The 17,456-nt window shown below is 67.6% G+C and carries 12 protein-coding genes and 1 pseudogene; 11 read left to right on the top strand and 2 right to left on the bottom strand.

Annotation, left to right across the window (positions count from 1 at the left end; all coding sequences use genetic code 11):
• Positions 1–16: 16 nt before the first annotated feature.
• Positions 17–2,632, top strand: a complete 2,616-nt coding sequence (locus V9E98_12155) for a bifunctional (p)ppGpp synthetase/guanosine-3',5'-bis(diphosphate) 3'-pyrophosphohydrolase (GenBank protein MEI2717718.1) — start codon at positions 17–19, stop codon at positions 2,630–2,632.
• A 47-nt stretch (positions 2,633–2,679) separates the two neighbouring features.
• Here V9E98_12155 and V9E98_12160 read toward each other — a convergent pair.
• Positions 2,680–3,519, bottom strand: a pseudogene (locus tag V9E98_12160) (DUF349 domain-containing protein).
• 62 nt (positions 3,520–3,581) lie between these two features.
• A complete protein-coding gene (locus V9E98_12165; protein MEI2717719.1) occupies positions 3,582–3,761 on the bottom strand; it encodes a hypothetical protein in 180 nt (59 codons plus the stop codon).
• A 95-nt stretch (positions 3,762–3,856) separates the two neighbouring features.
• Here V9E98_12165 and V9E98_12170 point away from each other — a divergent pair, with 95 nt between their 5' ends.
• From V9E98_12170 to V9E98_12215, 10 genes are all read left to right on the top strand, one after another.
• The gene (locus tag V9E98_12170) at positions 3,857–4,699 is read left to right on the top strand and encodes an MBL fold metallo-hydrolase (protein ID MEI2717720.1); all 843 of its coding nucleotides are present in this window, start codon (positions 3,857–3,859) and stop codon (positions 4,697–4,699) included.
• The gene (gene hisS, locus V9E98_12175; GenBank protein ID MEI2717721.1) at positions 4,696–5,958 is read left to right on the top strand and encodes a histidine--tRNA ligase; all 1,263 of its coding nucleotides are present in this window, start codon (positions 4,696–4,698) and stop codon (positions 5,956–5,958) included. The genes V9E98_12170 and hisS overlap by 4 nt, the downstream gene beginning before the upstream one ends.
• A gap of 131 nt (positions 5,959–6,089) precedes the next feature.
• Positions 6,090–7,892 (top strand): aspartate--tRNA ligase, encoded by a 1,803-nt coding sequence (gene aspS / locus V9E98_12180; GenBank protein ID MEI2717722.1) that lies wholly within the window; start codon positions 6,090–6,092, stop codon positions 7,890–7,892.
• 534 nt (positions 7,893–8,426) lie between these two features.
• On the top strand, positions 8,427–9,737 hold the full coding sequence (locus V9E98_12185; GenBank protein ID MEI2717723.1) for a replication-associated recombination protein A: 1,311 nt from the start codon (positions 8,427–8,429) through the stop codon (positions 9,735–9,737).
• A gap of 144 nt (positions 9,738–9,881) precedes the next feature.
• Entirely contained in the window at positions 9,882–11,144 is a 1,263-nt protein-coding gene (locus tag V9E98_12190; GenBank protein MEI2717724.1) for an APC family permease, read from the top strand.
• 367 nt (positions 11,145–11,511) lie between these two features.
• Positions 11,512–11,868, top strand: a complete 357-nt coding sequence (locus tag V9E98_12195) for a hypothetical protein (protein ID MEI2717725.1) — start codon at positions 11,512–11,514, stop codon at positions 11,866–11,868.
• A 95-nt stretch (positions 11,869–11,963) separates the two neighbouring features.
• Positions 11,964–14,639 (top strand): alanine--tRNA ligase, encoded by a 2,676-nt coding sequence (gene alaS, locus V9E98_12200; protein MEI2717726.1) that lies wholly within the window; start codon positions 11,964–11,966, stop codon positions 14,637–14,639.
• Complete coding sequence (ruvX, locus tag V9E98_12205; protein MEI2717727.1) at positions 14,636–15,133, top strand: Holliday junction resolvase RuvX; 498 nt, start codon at positions 14,636–14,638, stop codon at positions 15,131–15,133. The genes alaS and ruvX overlap by 4 nt, the downstream gene beginning before the upstream one ends.
• 3 nt (positions 15,134–15,136) lie before the next feature.
• Positions 15,137–16,300: an endolytic transglycosylase MltG gene (gene mltG / locus V9E98_12210; protein MEI2717728.1), complete on the top strand. Its 1,164-nt coding sequence runs from the start codon at positions 15,137–15,139 to the stop codon at positions 16,298–16,300.
• A complete protein-coding gene (locus V9E98_12215) occupies positions 16,297–17,169 on the top strand; it encodes a shikimate dehydrogenase (protein ID MEI2717729.1) in 873 nt (290 codons plus the stop codon). The genes mltG and V9E98_12215 overlap by 4 nt, the downstream gene beginning before the upstream one ends.
• Positions 17,170–17,456 lie beyond the last annotated feature (287 nt).

The following is a 17,456-nucleotide window of genomic DNA, read 5'->3' on the forward strand; positions in this document are numbered from 1 at the left end:
CTGAGGGGAGGTGGCAATGTCCGAGGAGACCTCGACCGGCACAACACCGCCCACCAGCCCGTCGACGACCGGTTTCGGCCCGGTGGCGTCAGTTCAGGCAGCCACCGAGCAGGTCACCCGGCTCCGCGACCGACTCGCCCGGATCACCGTGGGCGCCCGCAGCGGCTACCCGGAACTCGAGCCCTTGTTCCGGACGGTCAAGCAGTACCACCCCCGAACCGATCTGCGGCTGCTCGAACGCGCCTACGAAACCGCGCGCTTGTTGCACAAGGATCAGCTGCGACGGTCCGGGGAGCCGTACATCACCCACCCACTGGCGGTCGCCACCATCCTGGCCGAGCTGGGCATGACCGGCCCCACGTTGGCCGCGGCACTGCTGCACGACACCGTCGAGGACACCGAGTACTCGTTGGAGAAACTCACCGCCGACTTCGGCGACGAGGTCGGACGTCTGGTCGACGGTGTCACCAAACTCGACCGGGTCACCTACGGTCAGGCCTCTGCCGCTGAAACCGTGCGCAAGATGGTCGTCGCCATGGCCCGCGACATCCGCGTCCTGGTGATCAAACTGGCCGACCGTCTGCACAACATGCGCACCATCGGCTGGCTGCCGACGGTCAAACAGCGACGCAAGGCCTCGGAGACCCTGGAGATCTACGCTCCGCTGGCCCATCGCCTGGGCATGAACACGATCAAGTGGGAGCTCGAGGACCTGTCATTCGCGGCGCTCCAGCCCAAGGTCTACGAAGAAATCGTCCACCTGGTCACGCAGCGGGCGCCCGCCCGGGACCAGCATCTCAACAAGGTGATCGAGGAACTCAACAGCGATCTACGGCAGGCGAAACTGCGAACGGTCGTGACCGGGCGACCCAAGCACTACTACTCGATCTACCAGAAGATGGTCGTGCGCGGCCGCGACTTCAACGACATCTATGACCTCGTCGGGGTGCGGATCCTCGTCGACAACGTGCGCGACTGCTACGCCGCGCTGGGCGTCGTCCACGCCCGTTGGAGTCCGGTCCCGGGACGGTTCAAGGACTACATCGCGATGCCGAAGTACAACATGTACCAGTCGCTGCACACCACCGTCATCGGACCCGAGGGCAAGCCCGTCGAACTGCAGATCCGCACCCAGCAGATGCACCGGGCCGCGGAGTTCGGTGTCGCCGCGCACTGGCGCTACAAGAACGGCGCCGTCGGCGACAAGAGCGGCCCGGACGACCTCGCCTGGGTGCGGCAACTACTCGAGTGGCAGCGTGAGACCGAGGACCCCGACGAGTTCATGGACTCACTGCGGTATGACCTCAACTCCACCGAGGTGTTCGTCTTCACCCCGCAGGGCGACATCATCGCGTTGCCCGCCGGGGCCACGCCGGTCGACTTCGCCTACTCCGTGCACACCGAGGTCGGCCATCGTTGTGTGGGTGCGCGCGTCAACGGTCGCCTCGTCCCGCTGGAATCCAAGCTGTCCAACGGCGACACCGTCGAGATCTTCACCAGCAAGGACGAGAACAGCGGCCCCAGCCAGGACTGGCTGCAGTTCGTCAAGAGCCCCCGCGCCAGGACCAAGATCAAGGCCTGGTTCTCCAAGGAGCGCCGCGAGGAGGCCATCGAGCGGGGCAAGGACCGCCTCAACAAGACGGTCCGCAAGCGCGGGCTGCCGCTGAAGAAGCTGCTCAGCGCCGAGTCGCTCGGCAGTGTGGCCACCGACCTGCGGCTCGCCGACGTGCAGCGCCTTGTACGCCGAGATCGGCGAGAGCCGAATGTCCGCGGAATCAGTGGTCGAACGGCTCGTCGCCCTCAGTGGCGGCGTCGAGGACGTCACCGAGGATCAACCCGTCGCGCACCGGGCCCACAAGAAGCCCACCGGCGACCCCGGCATCGTCGTCCAGGGACAACCGGACGTGTGGGTCAAGCTCGCCCGCTGCTGCACTCCGGTGCCCGGCGACGACATCATGGGGTTCGTCACCCGCGGCTCGGGTGTCTCAGTGCACCGCAAGGACTGCATCAACGCCGGCCAACTCGCCCAGCAGGAGAACCGCATCGTCGACGTCGAATGGGCCCCGAACCAGTCGAGCGTGTTCCTGGTCAACATCCAGGTCGAGGCGTTGGACCGCGCCGGCCTGCTGTCCGATGTCACCCGCGCTCTGAGCGACCATCACGTCAACATCCTGAGCGCGTCAGTGGCGACCAACAAGGACCGCATCGCGATCAGTCGGTTCTCGTTCGAGATGGCCGAACCCCAACACCTGGGCGCAGTGCTGCGCGCCGTGCGCGGGGTCGAAGGAGTGTTCGACGCCTACCGCGTGTGAACCAGCCGTCCGTGCTGAGCCCGCCTCAGGAAGACGAGTACTCGGCGAGCGCTGATTCGGCTGCGGCCAACAATGCCCGGCTCGACTCCAGCGACTTCTCGGCGTCGGCGATCTTGCGGGCGTCACCTGACTCCTGGGCGGTCGCGAGTTGTTTCTCCAGCTTCGCCACCGATGCCTGGAACGACTCCACGGTCCGCTCGGCTCGATCACGGGCGGCTGGGTCGGTCCGGCGCCAGTGGTCCTTCTCGGCGTCGCGCAGTTTCGACTCCACGGCCCGCAGTCGGCGCTCGAGTCCGGCCTTCTCGCTGCGGGGGACGTAGCCGATCGAATCCCACTGGTCCATCAGTTTGCTCAGTTGGGCCCGCGCGGCGCGATGGTCGCCGGCCGGGACGAGGCCCTCCGCCTGAGCGAGGATCTCCCGCTTGGCTTCGAGGTTCTTCTGTTCGCCGGCATTGCGTTCGGAGTCCGCCTCGCCACGGGCACTGAAGAACACATCCTGTGCGGCCCGGAACTCCGCCCACAGTCGGTCGTCGTCAGCACGACCGGCGCGGGGGGCGGCTTTCCACTCGGCCATCAGGTCGCGGTAGGCGCGGCTCGTCGCCCCCCAGTCGGTGGAGTCCGACAACTCTCGCGCGCGGCGTACCAAGTCCTGTTTGGCCTTGACCGCCTCGGCCCGGGATGCGTCGAGTTCCGCGAAATGCTGCCGGCGGGCCTTGTCGAACTGCGAACGACCGGCACTGAAACGCTCCCACTGAGCCTGTTCGGCAGCCTTGTCGAACCGGGGCAGTGACTTCCATTCGTCGAGCAGATCGCGGAAACGCTGCCCGGTGGCCTTCCATTGGGTGGATTTCCCGAGCCGCTCGGCTTCGTCGGCGATCTCAATGCGTCGGGCTGCCGCTGCCTCACGCGCGGCCTTCTTCTCCTCGGCGATGACAGCACGGCGGGCTTCAGCTGCCTCGACGAGGGCAGCGGCCTTCGTCTCGAGCGCGGCGATGTCACCCACGAAGACGGGTTCAGGCAGAGCCTCGCGGACCTTTTCGACGACCGCGAGCGCCTGTTGCGGGCTGGCGTTCCCGTTCTTCAGGCGCTTGCTCATCAGGTCGAGTTCGACCACCAGATCCTCGTAGCGGCGCCGGTAATACGCCAGCCCGGCCTCGGGATCTCCCGCTGCCCACTGACCGACGGCTCGCTCTGACCCATCCGGCATGGTCACGTAGACCGTGCCGTCGTCGGCGATCCGCCCCGAGGAATTGCCGTCCACCGCAGACCTCAGGAGAAGATCCGGCCGAGGATGAACCCGCCGGTGGTGAGCAGGACCATGGCGATGATCAAGACGATCGCGATGATCTTGGTGCGGTCCTGTTTGGTGTTCTTCTGCTCACGTCTGGCTTGCTGGCGCAGGTGCTTCTCCCGCGCCAGTTGACGCTGCCGCTGGTTGCTACTGGCCATGGCTCCTCCGCTGTTTCCCTCAGTGAGTGTACGGTGGTGCACCCCCGAGGCGTAGCCAGGGCAGAATGGTCCCTGCGTCGCCTGAAGGAGCTCTGTTGTTCGTCACCGGATTCCCTGCCGGACCGTGGGGCACCAACTGTTTCGTCGTGGCCCCGGGCCGGAACAGCGAGTGCATCGTCATCGACCCCGGGATGGGTTCGGTGGACCCGCTCAAGGAGATTCTCGCCGACAACAAGTTGCGCCCCATCGCTGTCCTGCTCACCCACGGTCACCTCGATCACACCTGGAGCGTGGTGCCGGTGGCGGACGGTTATGGGATTCCCGCGTTCATCCACCCGGATGACGAGATGATGCTCTCCGATCCGGCCCAGTCACTGGGGCCCGACATGCGCCACATGCTCCGCCAATTGGTACCCGACGGTGAGCTCCAGTTGGAGCCGGATGACATCAAGTTGCTCACTGATGGCGAACGGCTGGAGTTGGCGGGCATGACCGTGGACACCGACCACGCCCCAGGGCACACGCCCGGCAGTGTCATGTATCGCCATGCCGCGACTGACGACGTCCCGCCTCTGCTGTTCAGTGGAGACGTGTTGTTCGAAGGCTCGATCGGTCGTACTGACCTTCCGGGTGGCGACCATTCCGCGATGCTGCGCTCGCTGCGCGATGTGGTCCTGCCGATGGACGACGACACCGTCGTTCTCCCGGGTCACGGTGGCCAGACCACCATCGGGCGTGAGCGGGCCACCAACCCCTTCCTGCTGGAGATCACGTCCGAGCAGATGCTGCGTCCCCCAGAGGGAGGGCAGCGTCCCCCAGGGGGCGGACAGCGTCCCCCAGGGAGCGGGCAGCGTCCCTCAGGGAGAGGGCAGCGTCCCTCAGGGAGAGGGCAGCGTCCCTCAGGGAGAGGGCCGCTTCCTCCAAGGAGGGGAATGTGAGCAACCGCCTCCAGGCCCCGAAGGGCGTCCCCGAGTACGTGCCGCCTCAGTCCGCCGAGTTCCTGGCCGTGCGGCAGGCGTTGACTCGGCCGGCCGAACTCGCCGGCTACGGCTACATCGAGTTGCCTGTCTTCGAGGACACCGCCGTGTTCACGCGAGGGGTGGGGGAGTCCACCGACGTTGTGAGCAAGGAGATGTACACCTTCGAGGACCGGGGCGGCCGATCGCTCTCGCTGCGTCCGGAAGGTACGGCCGGAGTCATGCGGTCGGTCATCGAACACAACCTCTTCCGCGGTCAACTGCCGGTGAAGGTCTACTACGCCGGGCCGTTCTTCCGCGCGGAACGACCCCAGAAGGGTCGCTACCGACAGCTGCAGCAGGTCGGGGTCGAGGCCATCGGGTCGGATGATCCGCGCCTCGACGCCGAGGTCGTGGCCCTGGCTGATCGCGGATTCCGGGCGTGCGGACTGACCCAGTACGAGCTGCTGTTGACCTCGCTGGGCTGCGCGTCGTGTCGACCGGCCTACCGTGCCTTGCTGACCGAGTTCCTGCAGACGCTGGATCTCGACGAGGAGACCCGCGTGCGCGCCCAGGTCAATCCGCTGCGGGTCCTCGATGACAAGCGTGCATCGGTGCAAGACCAGTTGGGCGACGCGCCGCTGATGGTCGACCACCTGTGTGAGGAGTGTCGGTCCCACTACGACCAGGTCCGGCATTTTCTGTCGCTCATGGGCGTGACATGGTCCGAGGCGCCGCGCCTGGTCCGCGGTCTCGACTACTACACCCGGACCACCTTCGAGTTCTCGCATCCGCTGCTCGGGGCGCAGTCCGGCATCGGCGGTGGTGGCCGATACGACGGACTCATGGAGGTGCTCGGTGGGCCTGCCCTGTCCGGAATTGGCTTCGGACTGGGCACCGATCGCACGCTCCTCGCCCGCGAGGCCGAAGGCTTGCCCCCCTTGGCGCAGCCTGGGGTCGACGTATTCGTGGTGGCTCTCGGCCCGGCCGCGGAAGACGCCGCGATCCCGGTGATCGAGGCGCTGCGCGACGCTGGGGTGGCCACCACGAGTGCCTTCGGCGGGCGAGGTCTCAAAGGAGCCATGAAGGCCGCGGACCGCAGCGGAGCCCGCTGGGCGCTGATCATGGGCGACGACGAGGTCGCGGCAGGAAACGTCCAACTCAAGGACCTGCGTGATGGTCACCAGCGTCATGTTCCCGTCGCCGATGTCGGGACCAGCATTGTCGGCGGCCGGGAGTGAGCACGCGATGAAGCACCCAGCGAAGGCACTCGCGTGAAAGAGCCAGCGAAGGCAGTCGGTGACACGTCCAGCGAGTCATCCCGTGCCGAGAAGTCAGCAGAACGGGCCAGCGAACCGGAAGGACAGCACTGATGTTGCGCACGCATGAGGCGGGCACCCTCAACGAGGACGCCATCGGCCACGAGGTGACCCTGACAGGATGGATCGCCCGCCGCCGTGACCACGGAGGAATCGCCTTTCTGGACCTGCGGGACGCCTCCGGTGTGGTGCAGGTGGTCGTGCGCGACCCCGACGTCGCTCACCCCCTGCGCTCGGAGTTCTGCCTGCGGGTCATCGGTCGCGTGGAGCGGCGGCCACCAGGCAACGAGAACCCGGCCCTGCCGTCAGGCGCCATCGAGGTCGTCGCCGACGCCGTGGGGGTGCTGAGCGAGGCCGACGCCCTGCCGTTCCCCATCGATGAGCACGTCGACGTCAGCGAGGAGGCTCGCCTGCGCTGGCGGTACCTCGATCTGCGCCGCTCCGGCCCTGCCGCGGCCCTGCGCATGCGCAGCGAGGTCAACCGGATCGCCCGCGAGGTTCTGCACGCGCAACGATTCATCGAGGTCGAGACTCCGACGTTGACTCGCTCCACACCCGAAGGTGCGCGCGACTTCCTGGTGCCGGCCCGTTTGTCCCCGGGGCACTGGTACGCCCTGCCCCAGTCACCGCAACTGTTCAAGCAGTTGCTGATGGTCTCCGGAATCGAGCGGTACTACCAGATCGCGCGTTGCTACCGCGACGAGGATTTCCGCGCCGACCGGCAACCCGAGTTCACCCAGTTGGACATCGAGATGTCGTTCGTCGACCAGCGCGACGTCATGCAGGTCGGCGAGGACATCGTGCGGGCGTTGTGGCGCGACACCATCGGCCACGAGATCCGTGAGATCCCCACCATCACCTACGCCGAGGCCATGGCCCGCTACGGCACAGACAAGCCGGACACCCGGTTCGATCTGGAACTCGTCGACCTCACGGACTTCTTCGGTGCGACTCCGTTCCGGGTGTTCCAGGCCGAACACGTGGGCGCGGTCGTGATGCCCGGAGGGGCTTCGCAGCCCCGGCGTACCTTCGACGCCTGGCAGGAGTGGGCCAAGCAGCGTGGTGCGCGGGGGCTTGCCTACGTCACGGTCGGCGAGGACGGCGAACTCGGTGGGCCGGTCGCGAAGAACATCAGCGATCAGGAACGCTCCGAGTTGGCCCGCGCGGCCGGCGCTCAGCCCGGGGACTGCGTCTTCTTCGCCGCTGGGCCCCGCAGCCAGGCCCGGGCACTGCTCGGCGCAGCCCGACTCGAGATTGCCGACCGTCTTCAGCTGATCCCGGAGGAGTCGTGGGACTTCGTGTGGGTGGTCGACGCGCCTATGTTCGAACTGATCGACGACGGCAAGGGCGGCCAGGCCTGGACAGCTGTGCATCACCCCTTCACTTCGCCGAATGCGGAGTGGCTGCCGCGGTTCGAGGAATCGCCCGGCTCCGCGCTCGCCTGGGCCTACGACCTGGTGTGCAACGGCAACGAGATCGGTGGCGGTTCTATTCGTATCCACCAGCGCGACGTTCAGCAGAAGGTGTTCCGGATCCTCGGCCTCTCCGAGCACGACGCTAACGAGAAGTTCGGGTTCCTGCTCGAGGCGTTCCGCTACGGCCCCCCACCGCATGGCGGCATCGCCTTCGGCTGGGACCGCATCTGCATGCTGCTCGCAGGCGCCACCAGCCTGCGCGATGTCATCGCGTTCCCCAAGACCGGCGGGGGCCAGGATCCCCTGACCGGCGCCCCCGCGCCCATCACGATGGCCCAGCGCGCCGAGTCCGGCATCGACGTCGTCCCCGATGACGAAGATCAGGCCCCGCCGGGCAACTTCCCCGGCCGCGAGGTCATCCCGGACCGCATGCGCAACTGAAGGACCCCCTCCGCGCAGGTGACGGCAGCGGAAGACGGTACGGGCAGCCGAACGGGGCCCCGCGCAGCTTTGTGGGTGCCGACCCCAGCACCTTCAGGGTGCCAGAGCCCGGGATGTCGCGGTGCCGACCCAGCACCTTCGGGTCGACCCCAGCGATGTCGCCACATCCGGCGACATCGCGTCCTCGGTTGGCGGGTTCGCGGCAATCGGTCGGCAAGGTCGCGTGTGACACGGCCCTCGGCCTTCTCGTCGACAGTCGTGGGCCCGCTACCCCTCGGCCATTTCCGGCTCCGGGCCCGAGTAGCGAACTGGCTGGTCATCGACCTACTGGCGCACGGATGGACGCGAGCCCGCCATTCGGTGCGCAGATGTCGCCGGATGTGGCGAGGTAGGTGGCCCTGACTGCACGGCCCGGCCGCACTGCCCCGCCAACTGCGGTCCACAGCGGTCGTTCGGGCCGTCCCGGGGTCTCGGCAGGGACCAGATCGCCGCGCGGTCCGGCCCGGCGCCAGACCTGGCTCGTAGGCTGACCCAATGACCGACAGCCTGTTCGCGGATCCTGCTCGGGCCCCGCTCGCTGCGCGGATGCGCCCCGATTCCCTGAACGAGGTCGTGGGTCAGCAACACGTGATCGGGCCGGGGACCCCGCTGGCGAAACTGCTGGAGGGCGGGCCGGGTACCTCAGTGATCCTGTGGGGGCCACCGGGGACCGGCAAGACCACTCTCGCGCGGCTGATCGCGGCAGGCAGGGGATCGGCGTTCCGGGAACTGTCCGCTGTGTCGGCGACGATCAAGGACGTCCGGGCAGTCATCGACACCGCCCGCAGCGATCAAGAGCTGCACGGCCGCACCACCGTGCTGTTCATCGACGAGGTGCACCGTTTCAGCAAGACCCAGCAGGACGCCCTGCTCCCAGCCGTCGAGAACGGGTGGGTGACGTTGGTGGGGGCGACGACGGAGAATCCCTCCTTCGCGGTCATTCCCGCCCTACTGAGTCGTTCGATCCTGGTGCCGCTGCGGCCGCTGGAATCCGAGGACCTGCAGATCGTGGTCGATCGGGCTTTGACGGACACCCGTGGGCTCGGGGGCTCGGTGTCGGTGAGTCCGGACGCCCGTGATCTGATCGTGCGGATGAGCGGGGGTGATGCCCGCCGCGCGCTCACACTGCTCGAGGTCGCCGCCGGGGGGCGACAGGCGGTCGAGCTTCCGGACGTCGAGACCGCCGTTCAGCAGGCGGCGCCACGCTACGACCGCGCTGGGGACCGCCACTACGACGTCACGAGCGCATTGATCAAATCCATCAGGGGCAGTGATGTCGACGCCGCCTTGCACTATCTCGCGATCATGATCGCCGCCGGCGAGGATCCTCGGTTCATCACACGACGTCTGGTGATCCTGGCCAGTGAGGACATCGGACTGGCCGACCACACGTCGCTGCTGGTGGCGACTGCAGCGCACGACGCCGTGTCGTTCATCGGACTGCCCGAGTCCGCGTACCCGCTGGCCCACGCTGTCATCCACATGTCGCTGGCACCGAAGTCCAACGCGGTCAAACGGGCCATCACCGCCGCGCTCGACGATGTCCGCTCGGGACGCACCGGGCCGGTGCCGCCCGCCCTCCGCGACGCCAGCACCAAAGGTGCCCGCATGGAAGGTGCCGGTCGCGGCTACACGTACCCCCACGATCACCCTGACGGTGTGGTGGCTCAGCAGTACGCCCCTGACGCGGTTCTGCGCCGCTCCTACTACCAGCCCACTCGACACGGAGCCGAAGACCGCGCTGCGAGCGCAGCCGAACGACTGCGTGACATCGTGCGGGCGGTGCAGCCGAATGATGGCGCCTAGTGCTTCCGGGTGTTGGGAGCCTCGAGTGACGAATCCAGTGCGACGGCGTCATCAGAAGACCTCCCCCGCAGCGGCAAGCAGGTGCGCGGCGTCTGTGGACCAGGAAGTGACAGGCGAGATCTTGCGCGACCGAGGAGCAGCCCTGTGACCGGCCCGCAGTTGGCGCGTCGACTGTCGACGGGTGACGCGATCGTGATCGGGCTGGGCTCAATGATCGGCGCCGGGGTCTTCGCCGCGTTCTCACCGGCCGCCGCGGCCGCCGGTGCCGGGCTGCTGATCGGTCTCCTGCTCGCCGGGATCGTGGCCTTCTGCAACGCCTCAGCCTCCGCCCAACTCGCAGCCCAATACCCGACATCGGGCGGCACGTACATCTACGGCCGCGAACGCCTCGGCCCATGGTGGGGTTTCCTGGCCGGATGGGGCTTCGTCGTCGGCAAGACAGCCAGCTGCGCGGCCATGGCGTTGACCTTCGCCGCTTACGCGGCTCCGCCGGGCTGGGAGAAGCCGGTGGCCGTGGCAGCGGTGATAGGCCTCGCAGCGGTCAACTACCGCGGGGTCACGCGGACCGCGGGACTCACCAGGATCATTGTCGGCATCGTCTTGGCCACACTGGCGTTGGTTGTCGTCGCCTGCTTCCTCGGGGACTCCACCTCGGCCCCGAGTTCTTGGGAATGGTGGTCCGGGGGCTGGTACGGAGTCCTGCAGTCGGCGGGGCTGTTGTTCTTCGCGTTCGCCGGGTACGCCCGCATCGCCACCATGGGGGAGGAGGTCCGCGATCCCCAGCGGGCGATACCGCGGGCGATCATGGTCGCCTTGTTCTTGGCCATCGCCATCTACGCCGTCGTGGCGGTGTCCACCCTGGTCGCGATCGGTCCAGCGGGAATGGCCGCAACTCCGGCACCGCTGGCTCAGGCTGTGACGCAGGTCGGCTGGGAATGGGCCGCGGTTCTGGTACGGATCGGAGCCGCCGCTGCCTCGCTGGGAGCCTTGCTCGCCCTGATCGCCGGTGTCGGTCGCACCAGTCTTGCGATGGCGCGCCACCACGATCTGCCGCAGTGGTTGGCCGCAGTCCATCCGCGCTTCCGGGTGCCGCACCACGCCGAAATCGCACTCGCCGCGGTGGTGAGTGTCCTGGTTCTGGTGGCTGATCTGCGCACAGCGATCGGATTCTCGTCGTTCGGCGTGCTTCTGTACTACCTGATCGCCAACGCGGCCGCACTGACCCAGGATGAGCAGAACCGCCGCTACCCCCGGGGACTGCAGATCCTGGGGATGATCGGATGCGCCGTGCTGGTCGTCACCCTGCCGGCACCCGCTGTTGTGGCGGGGGTGGCCGTGTTCGCCATCGGCATCATCTTCCGCCTCATCCGGCTGCGCACCATCGACCGTCCCGAAGCGCAGGCTTGACCGGACGCGGCCAGGGCTGACGGCCGACGCTGAGCCTGATTCGCCTTGAGCTCGGAGGCTGCGTGAGGCGGGAGGAGCGGACACCGGCTCATTCCGGGGGTCTGTTCGGCTGTCGCTTCCGGTGGCGCTCCCGGTGCCGCTTCTGGGTGCCGCTTCTGGGTGTCGCTCCCGGGTGGCGCTTCCGGGTGGCGCTTCCGGGTGGCGCTTCCGGGTGACGAATGACGGTCTCACTGGATATCGCTGGCATACTGAACCCTTCGGTGACCGGGGACCGACCGATGACCGGGGACCGACCGATGACCGGGAACCGACCGATGACCGGGAACCGACCGATGACCGGGAACCGACCCGCGACGAAGGGGACAGGATGAGCAGGCTCGTCTGGGTGGGGATCGGCGCCGTCGGTGGCATCTACGCCTACCGCCGCGGGCAACGCGTGTGGGAGCAGACCAAGGAACGCGGCGTCGCCGGCAACACCGCCGCCATTACCCGCACCGCGACAGCCGTCTACCGCGGCATCCGAGCCGCCGAGCAGGACGACGTTGTCGACCTGACGGGCGAAGCGACCACTGCTCGCGTCATCGACGCCGAACCAGCACAACCGGTGATGGTCCAGACGCCCGCCGACGAACCGGCACCGAATCGCTCCGGCAGCGGAGCCGGCACCAGAGCGGGTACCGCCGCAGTACGACTGATCAATACCTACCGACGCACCGCCCGCTGACCGCAGACGCGTCGACGCGGTGGGCATCGTCGGCCACCAGTCGGAGGTCACCCGCTGATTGATGCGGGTTGCGTCCTACCTGTCAGAATGGCCCGATGGACTCCGCTGAGATTCGGTCGCGCTTTCTGACGTTCTTCGCCGATCGCGACCACACGGTGGTGCCGTCGGCGTCGCTGCTGCTCGACGACCCCACGCTGCTGTTCGTCAACGCCGGCATGGTCCCGTTCAAGCCGTACTTCCTGGGCGAGGCCCCCCCGCCGTACCCCCGGGCCACCTCAGTGCAGAAGGTCGTGCGCACACTGGACATCGACGAGGTCGGCAAGACCACGCGGCACGCCTCCTTCTTCCAGATGGCCGGCAACTTCTCGTTCGGTGACTACTTCAAGGAACTGGCGATCCCCTACGCCTGGCAACTGCTGACCGACTCGCAGGACTCCGGCGGCTACGGCTTCGACCCGGATCGGCTGTGGGTGACCGTCTACCTCGACGACGACGAGGCGGCCGAGATCTGGCACCGCGATGTCGGTCTGCCCACCGACCGGATCCAGCGTCGGGGGATGGCCGACAACTTCTGGTCCATGGGCGTTCCGGGGCCGTGCGGTCCCTGTTCGGAGGTCTACTTCGACCGCGGCCCCGAGTTCGGCAAAGAGGGCGGACCGATCGTCGACGAGGATCGCTACCTCGAAGTGTGGAACCTCGTGTTCATGCAGAACATCCGCGGAACGGGTCCCGCCAAGGAGGGCTACGACATCCTCGGAGACCTGCCCGCGAAGAACATCGACACCGGCATGGGCCTCGAGCGCATGGCCGCCCTGCTGCAGGGCGTGGACAACATCTACGAGATCGACACCAGCCGAGCGATCCTCGGCATCGCCACGGATCTGACCGGTGCCCGCTACGGAGCCGATCACGAGTCAGACGTCCATCTGCGCGTGGTCGCCGACCACGCCCGCACGTGCACCTTCCTGATCAACGACGGGGTTGTGCCCGGCAATGAGGGCCGCGGTTATGTGCTGCGGCGCCTCATGCGCCGCGTGATCCGCAATATGCGTCTACTCGGCGCCCGCGACACGGTGATGACCCAGTTGGTCTCCGCGACGATCGACGCCATGGCTCCGCAGTACCCCGAACTCGTCCGCGAACAACCCCGGATCGAAGCCGTCGCCTCCGGGGAGGAGACCACGTTCCTCCAGACTCTGAAGACCGGCGCTCAGGTGTTCGACCTGGCAGTGGCGCAGACCAAGGACTCCGGCGGAACGCAACTGTCCGGCGACCGTGCCTTCGTGCTGCACGACACCCACGGATTCCCGATCGAATTGACCCTCGAGATGGCCGCCGAGCAAGGCCTGAGCGTCGACGAGTCGGGATTCCGACGCCTGATGGCCGAGCAGCGAGACCGGGCCAAGGCCGACGCCCGCGCTCGCAAGGAGGGCCTCACCCCCGTCACGGCGTACCGGGCCGTTCTCGAACGCTCCGGAGGCAGCGAGTTCACCGGCTACAGCGAGGTCGAGACCGACGCCACGATCGTCGGACTGCTGCGGGACGGCGAGGATGTCACGGCTGTCTCGGAGGGCGATCAGATCGAGATCATGCTCGATCGGACCCCGTTCTACGCCGAAGGCGGCGGGCAACTCGGCGACCACGGCACGATCGTCACCGCTGACGGCTCCCTCATCGAGGTCTACGACGTCCAAAGTCCGGTGCCCGGTCTGTATGTCCACCGCGGCGCCGTCGCCAGGGGCGAGGCCCGGCGGGGGGAGTCCGCTCACGGGTCGGTCGACATTCCACGGCGCCAAGGCATCAGCCGAGCCCATACGGCGACCCACATGATCCACCGCGCGTTCCGCGAGATGCTGGGCGACACCGCCACACAGATGGGATCCGAGAACGCGCCCGGTCGGTTGCGCTTCGACTTCCCGAGCCCCACGGCCGTGCCGGATTCCGTGCTCGCCGACGCCGAAGCCCTGGTCAACGACGTGCTCCAAGACGACCTGCTCGTGACCGCTCAGACCATGCCTCAGGCGGACGCGGTCGCCATGGGAGCCATGGCCCTGTTCGGTGAGAAGTACGGCGAACGGGTGCGCGTGGTGTCGGTGGGCGACTGGGCCCACGAACTGTGCGGCGGCACGCACGCCGCCCGCAGCGGGCAGCTCGGTGTGGTGAAGTTCCTGTCCGAGTCCTCGATCGGGGCCGGAGTCCGTCGTGTGGAGGCCCTGGTGGGCTCCGACGCCTACCAGTTCCTGGCCCGCGAGCACCATCTGGTGTCGCAGCTGTCCCAGATGGTCAAGGTCCGCCCCGACGAGCTCCCCGACCGCATCGAACAGATGCTGACCCGGTTGAAGGAGACCGAGAAGGAGCTCGAACGCATCCGCAGTTCCCAGTTGCTCGCCTCGGTCGACGACATCATGGGACGCGGCGAGGACATCGGGGACTTCCGCCTGTGGACCTTCCGGGTCCCCGACGGAGTGGCCGCCGGCGACCTGCGCCAGATGGTCCTGCGCGCCCGCAACATGACCGACCAGGATCGCCAGGTTGCTCTCGTCGGAGCTGCCGTGAGCGACGGCCGGGTCGCGGTAGTCGCCGCCGTGAACGACAAGGCCCGGGATGCCGGTCTGTCCGCGCGCGATCTGCTCACCACCGCCATGCCCGCGATCGGTGGTCGAGGCGGCGGCAAGGACGACCTGGCACAAGGCGGAGGCAGCGACCCCGACGGTTTGCCCGCGGCCTTCGCCGCCGTCCAGCACCATCTGACGGGGCTGGCACGCGCGTGAGCCTGCCCGACGGTGCGCGGTTGCCCGACGGCGCCCGCTTGGCCGTCGATGTGGGTACCGTCCGGATCGGCGTGGCCGTTGCCGCTGCCGGCACCACGGTGGCCGTGCCCGTCGAGACTGTGGCAGCCGGGCCCGAAGCCGTGTCCCGGGTGGCACAAATCGCGGCGGAGCAAGCAGCCGCGGTGGTCTACGTCGGCGATCCGATCCGGCTCAATGGCGAGGTCGGACCCGCGGCCCTCGCGGCACGCGATTTCGCCACGCGGCTGACCCGGAATATGGCCCAGAGTGATTCTTCGGTTACGGTTCTGGTCAGAATGGTGGACGAACGGTTAACAACCGCACAATCGGGACGGCAGATGCGCGCCGCCGGGCGCAGCACCCGCCACGCCCGACAGGTGCTGGATCAAGCCGCTGCGGTCGCCATCCTGCAAAATGCACTGGAGCGCGAGAGTGCGGCCGGCCGCCTGGCCGGTGTGAACGTGGAACAGGACTGACTGATGAGCAACGTCGGACTCTCGATGCAGCAGAGCCCCTCGCCCGGTAAGCAGCCCAAGCACCCCAAGAAGAAGAAGGGCCGCTCCGGCGCCGCCGTGTTCTTCTCAGTGCTGATCATCGTCGTGCTCGTGGGGGCCGTCGCTGTCGGGGGACTGTGGGCGTTCAGCAAGTTCCAGGCAGCCCAACCCGCGGAGGACTACCCCGGCCCCGGATCCGGTGAGGTAGTCATCGAGGTCACCGAGGGCGAGACACTCACCGACATCGGCGCGACCTTGCAGAAGGCCGACGTGGTGGCCTCCACCCAGGCTTTCGCCGAAGCCGCCGCGCTCAACAACGATGCGACATCCATCACCCCGGGCACCTACGTGATGCTCCAGCAGATGAAAGCCTCCGACGCCGTCAAACGACTGCTCGACCCCGAGTCCAGCAACTCCAACACCGTCACCGTCGTCGAGGGAATGCGGGTCAAGCAGGTCATCGCCCTGCTCAGCGAAGCCTCGGGAATCCCGGCGAAGGAGTTCGAGAAGGTCGTCGAGTCTCCGTCGAAACTTCCGCTGCCCAGTTGGGCCAAGGGCACGGGCTCGGCTCGAGCCGAAGGGTTCCTGTTCCCGGCCACCTACCAGTTCGACAAGTCCTCAACCCCGGAGGACATGCTCAACCAGATGGTCGCCAAGTTCAACGAGGTAGCCGACGAGATGAACTTCGTCGACCGCAGCAAGAAGACCGGCTACACCCCTTACGAGGTCCTCAACATCGCATCGCTGATCCAGGCCGAGGCGCATCAGGACGACTTCAACAAGGTGTCCCGCGTCATCTACAACCGGCTCGACCCCGACACCTGGGGTGAGACCTACGGCTACCTCGGCCTCGACGCCACCTTGAACTACGCGCTCGACCAGTTCGAGACCAACATCAGCGAGTCCGACCTCGAGTTGAACTCGCCATACAACACGCGCACCGAGAAGCACCAGGGGCTTCCCCCGACTCCGATCAACAACCCCGGGGTCGACGCGATGGAGGCTGCGCTCAAGCCCGACAAGGGGACGTGGTTGTACTACGCCACGGTCAACCTCGACACCGGCGAGACCAAGTTCACCGACAACTACGACGAGTTCCTGCGATTCCAGCAGGAGTTGCGCGACTGGGAAGCCGCCAACCCCCAGTGACCGGCAACCGCCGAGCGGCGGTCCTCGGCCACCCGATCGGTCACAGCCTGAGCCCGGTGCTGCACCGTGCGGCCTACCGGGCCCTGGGGTTGGACTGGACATACGAGGCGATCGACGTCGACCGCCATGAACTCGCGGGTTTCGTGGCCGGCATGGACGACTCGTGGGCCGGACTGTCCCTCACCGCGCCCCTCAAACAGGCGATCATGCCCTTGCTGGCCGCTACCAGCGCGATGGCCGACCAGGTGGGGGCCGTCAACACCGTCGTCGTGCAGCCGGGGGAAACACCACGCCTCATCGGGCACAACACCGATGTCCTGGGCATCGTCCACGCACTGAGTGAGGTCACCGCCGGCGTGGCCGCGGCCCGCAGCGACCCGCGCCGGGCACTGGGATCGCAGCGCGGGCTCGGAATCGTCGGGGCGGGCGGGACCGCCGCCGCAGCGCTGGTGGCCGCACGTGTCATGGCGGCGGATCGAGTGGTCGTGGCCGCGCGGCGAGCAGAGGCAGCGCGGAGTCTCATCGATCAGGTGTGCGGCGGCTGGCCGACACCCCCCGAGGTGGCGACCTGGGGCGACCTGTATGAGGCGCTGGCGCAGCCGGTGGTGATCTGTACGCTGCCCGGTGATGCGGCTGCGAGTCTGGCGGAGCAAGTGCCGAACGATCCGGGGACTCTTCTCGACGTCACCTATCACCCGTGGCCCACCACCCTGGCGGCCGCTTGGTCGGACCGCGGGGGAACCGTGATCGCGGGGCATCGGATGCTGCTGTGGCAGGCGGTGGCCCAGGTGGAGTTGATGACAGGGTTACCGGCTCCCGACGAGGCGATGTCCGAGGCCCTCTCGCTGGCGTTGGCACCCAGCGACTGAGAGTCGGACTCGGTGATCGCTCAGCCTCGGCAGGGAGGTTCGAGGGTTCGCCAGGGAGGGTCGAGAGTTCGCCAGGGGGCGTCGGGGCTCGGCGGGGGGTTCGAGCGCTTCGGCAGGGAGGGTCGGGGTCCAGGTCTCGGGGTGCCGCCGAGCTGTTCAAGGGGAAGGAATGTGGATCCGGCCGGGGCGCCGCTGAACCCCGAGGTGGAGGACAGGTCTGGAGCCGACCGCCCAGCCGAATCCACATTCCGGGACGCCAATCGGGGCCGATGGGGATAGCCTCTAGC

Source organism: Candidatus Nanopelagicales bacterium (assembly GCA_037045355.1).
Lineage (GTDB): Bacteria > Actinomycetota > Actinomycetes > S36-B12.

Coding starts and splice junctions, on each gene's coding strand:
- V9E98_12155 (MEI2717718.1), top strand. CDS start 17: ATGTCCGAGGAGACCTCGACCGGCACAACACCGCCCACCAGCCCGTCG.
- V9E98_12165 (MEI2717719.1), bottom strand. CDS start 3,761: ATGGCCAGTAGCAACCAGCGGCAGCGTCAACTGGCGCGGGAGAAGCAC.
- aspS (MEI2717722.1), top strand. CDS start 6,090: ATGTTGCGCACGCATGAGGCGGGCACCCTCAACGAGGACGCCATCGGC.
- V9E98_12185 (MEI2717723.1), top strand. CDS start 8,427: ATGACCGACAGCCTGTTCGCGGATCCTGCTCGGGCCCCGCTCGCTGCG.
- V9E98_12195 (MEI2717725.1), top strand. CDS start 11,512: ATGAGCAGGCTCGTCTGGGTGGGGATCGGCGCCGTCGGTGGCATCTAC.
- alaS (MEI2717726.1), top strand. CDS start 11,964: ATGGACTCCGCTGAGATTCGGTCGCGCTTTCTGACGTTCTTCGCCGAT.
- mltG (MEI2717728.1), top strand. CDS start 15,137: ATGAGCAACGTCGGACTCTCGATGCAGCAGAGCCCCTCGCCCGGTAAG.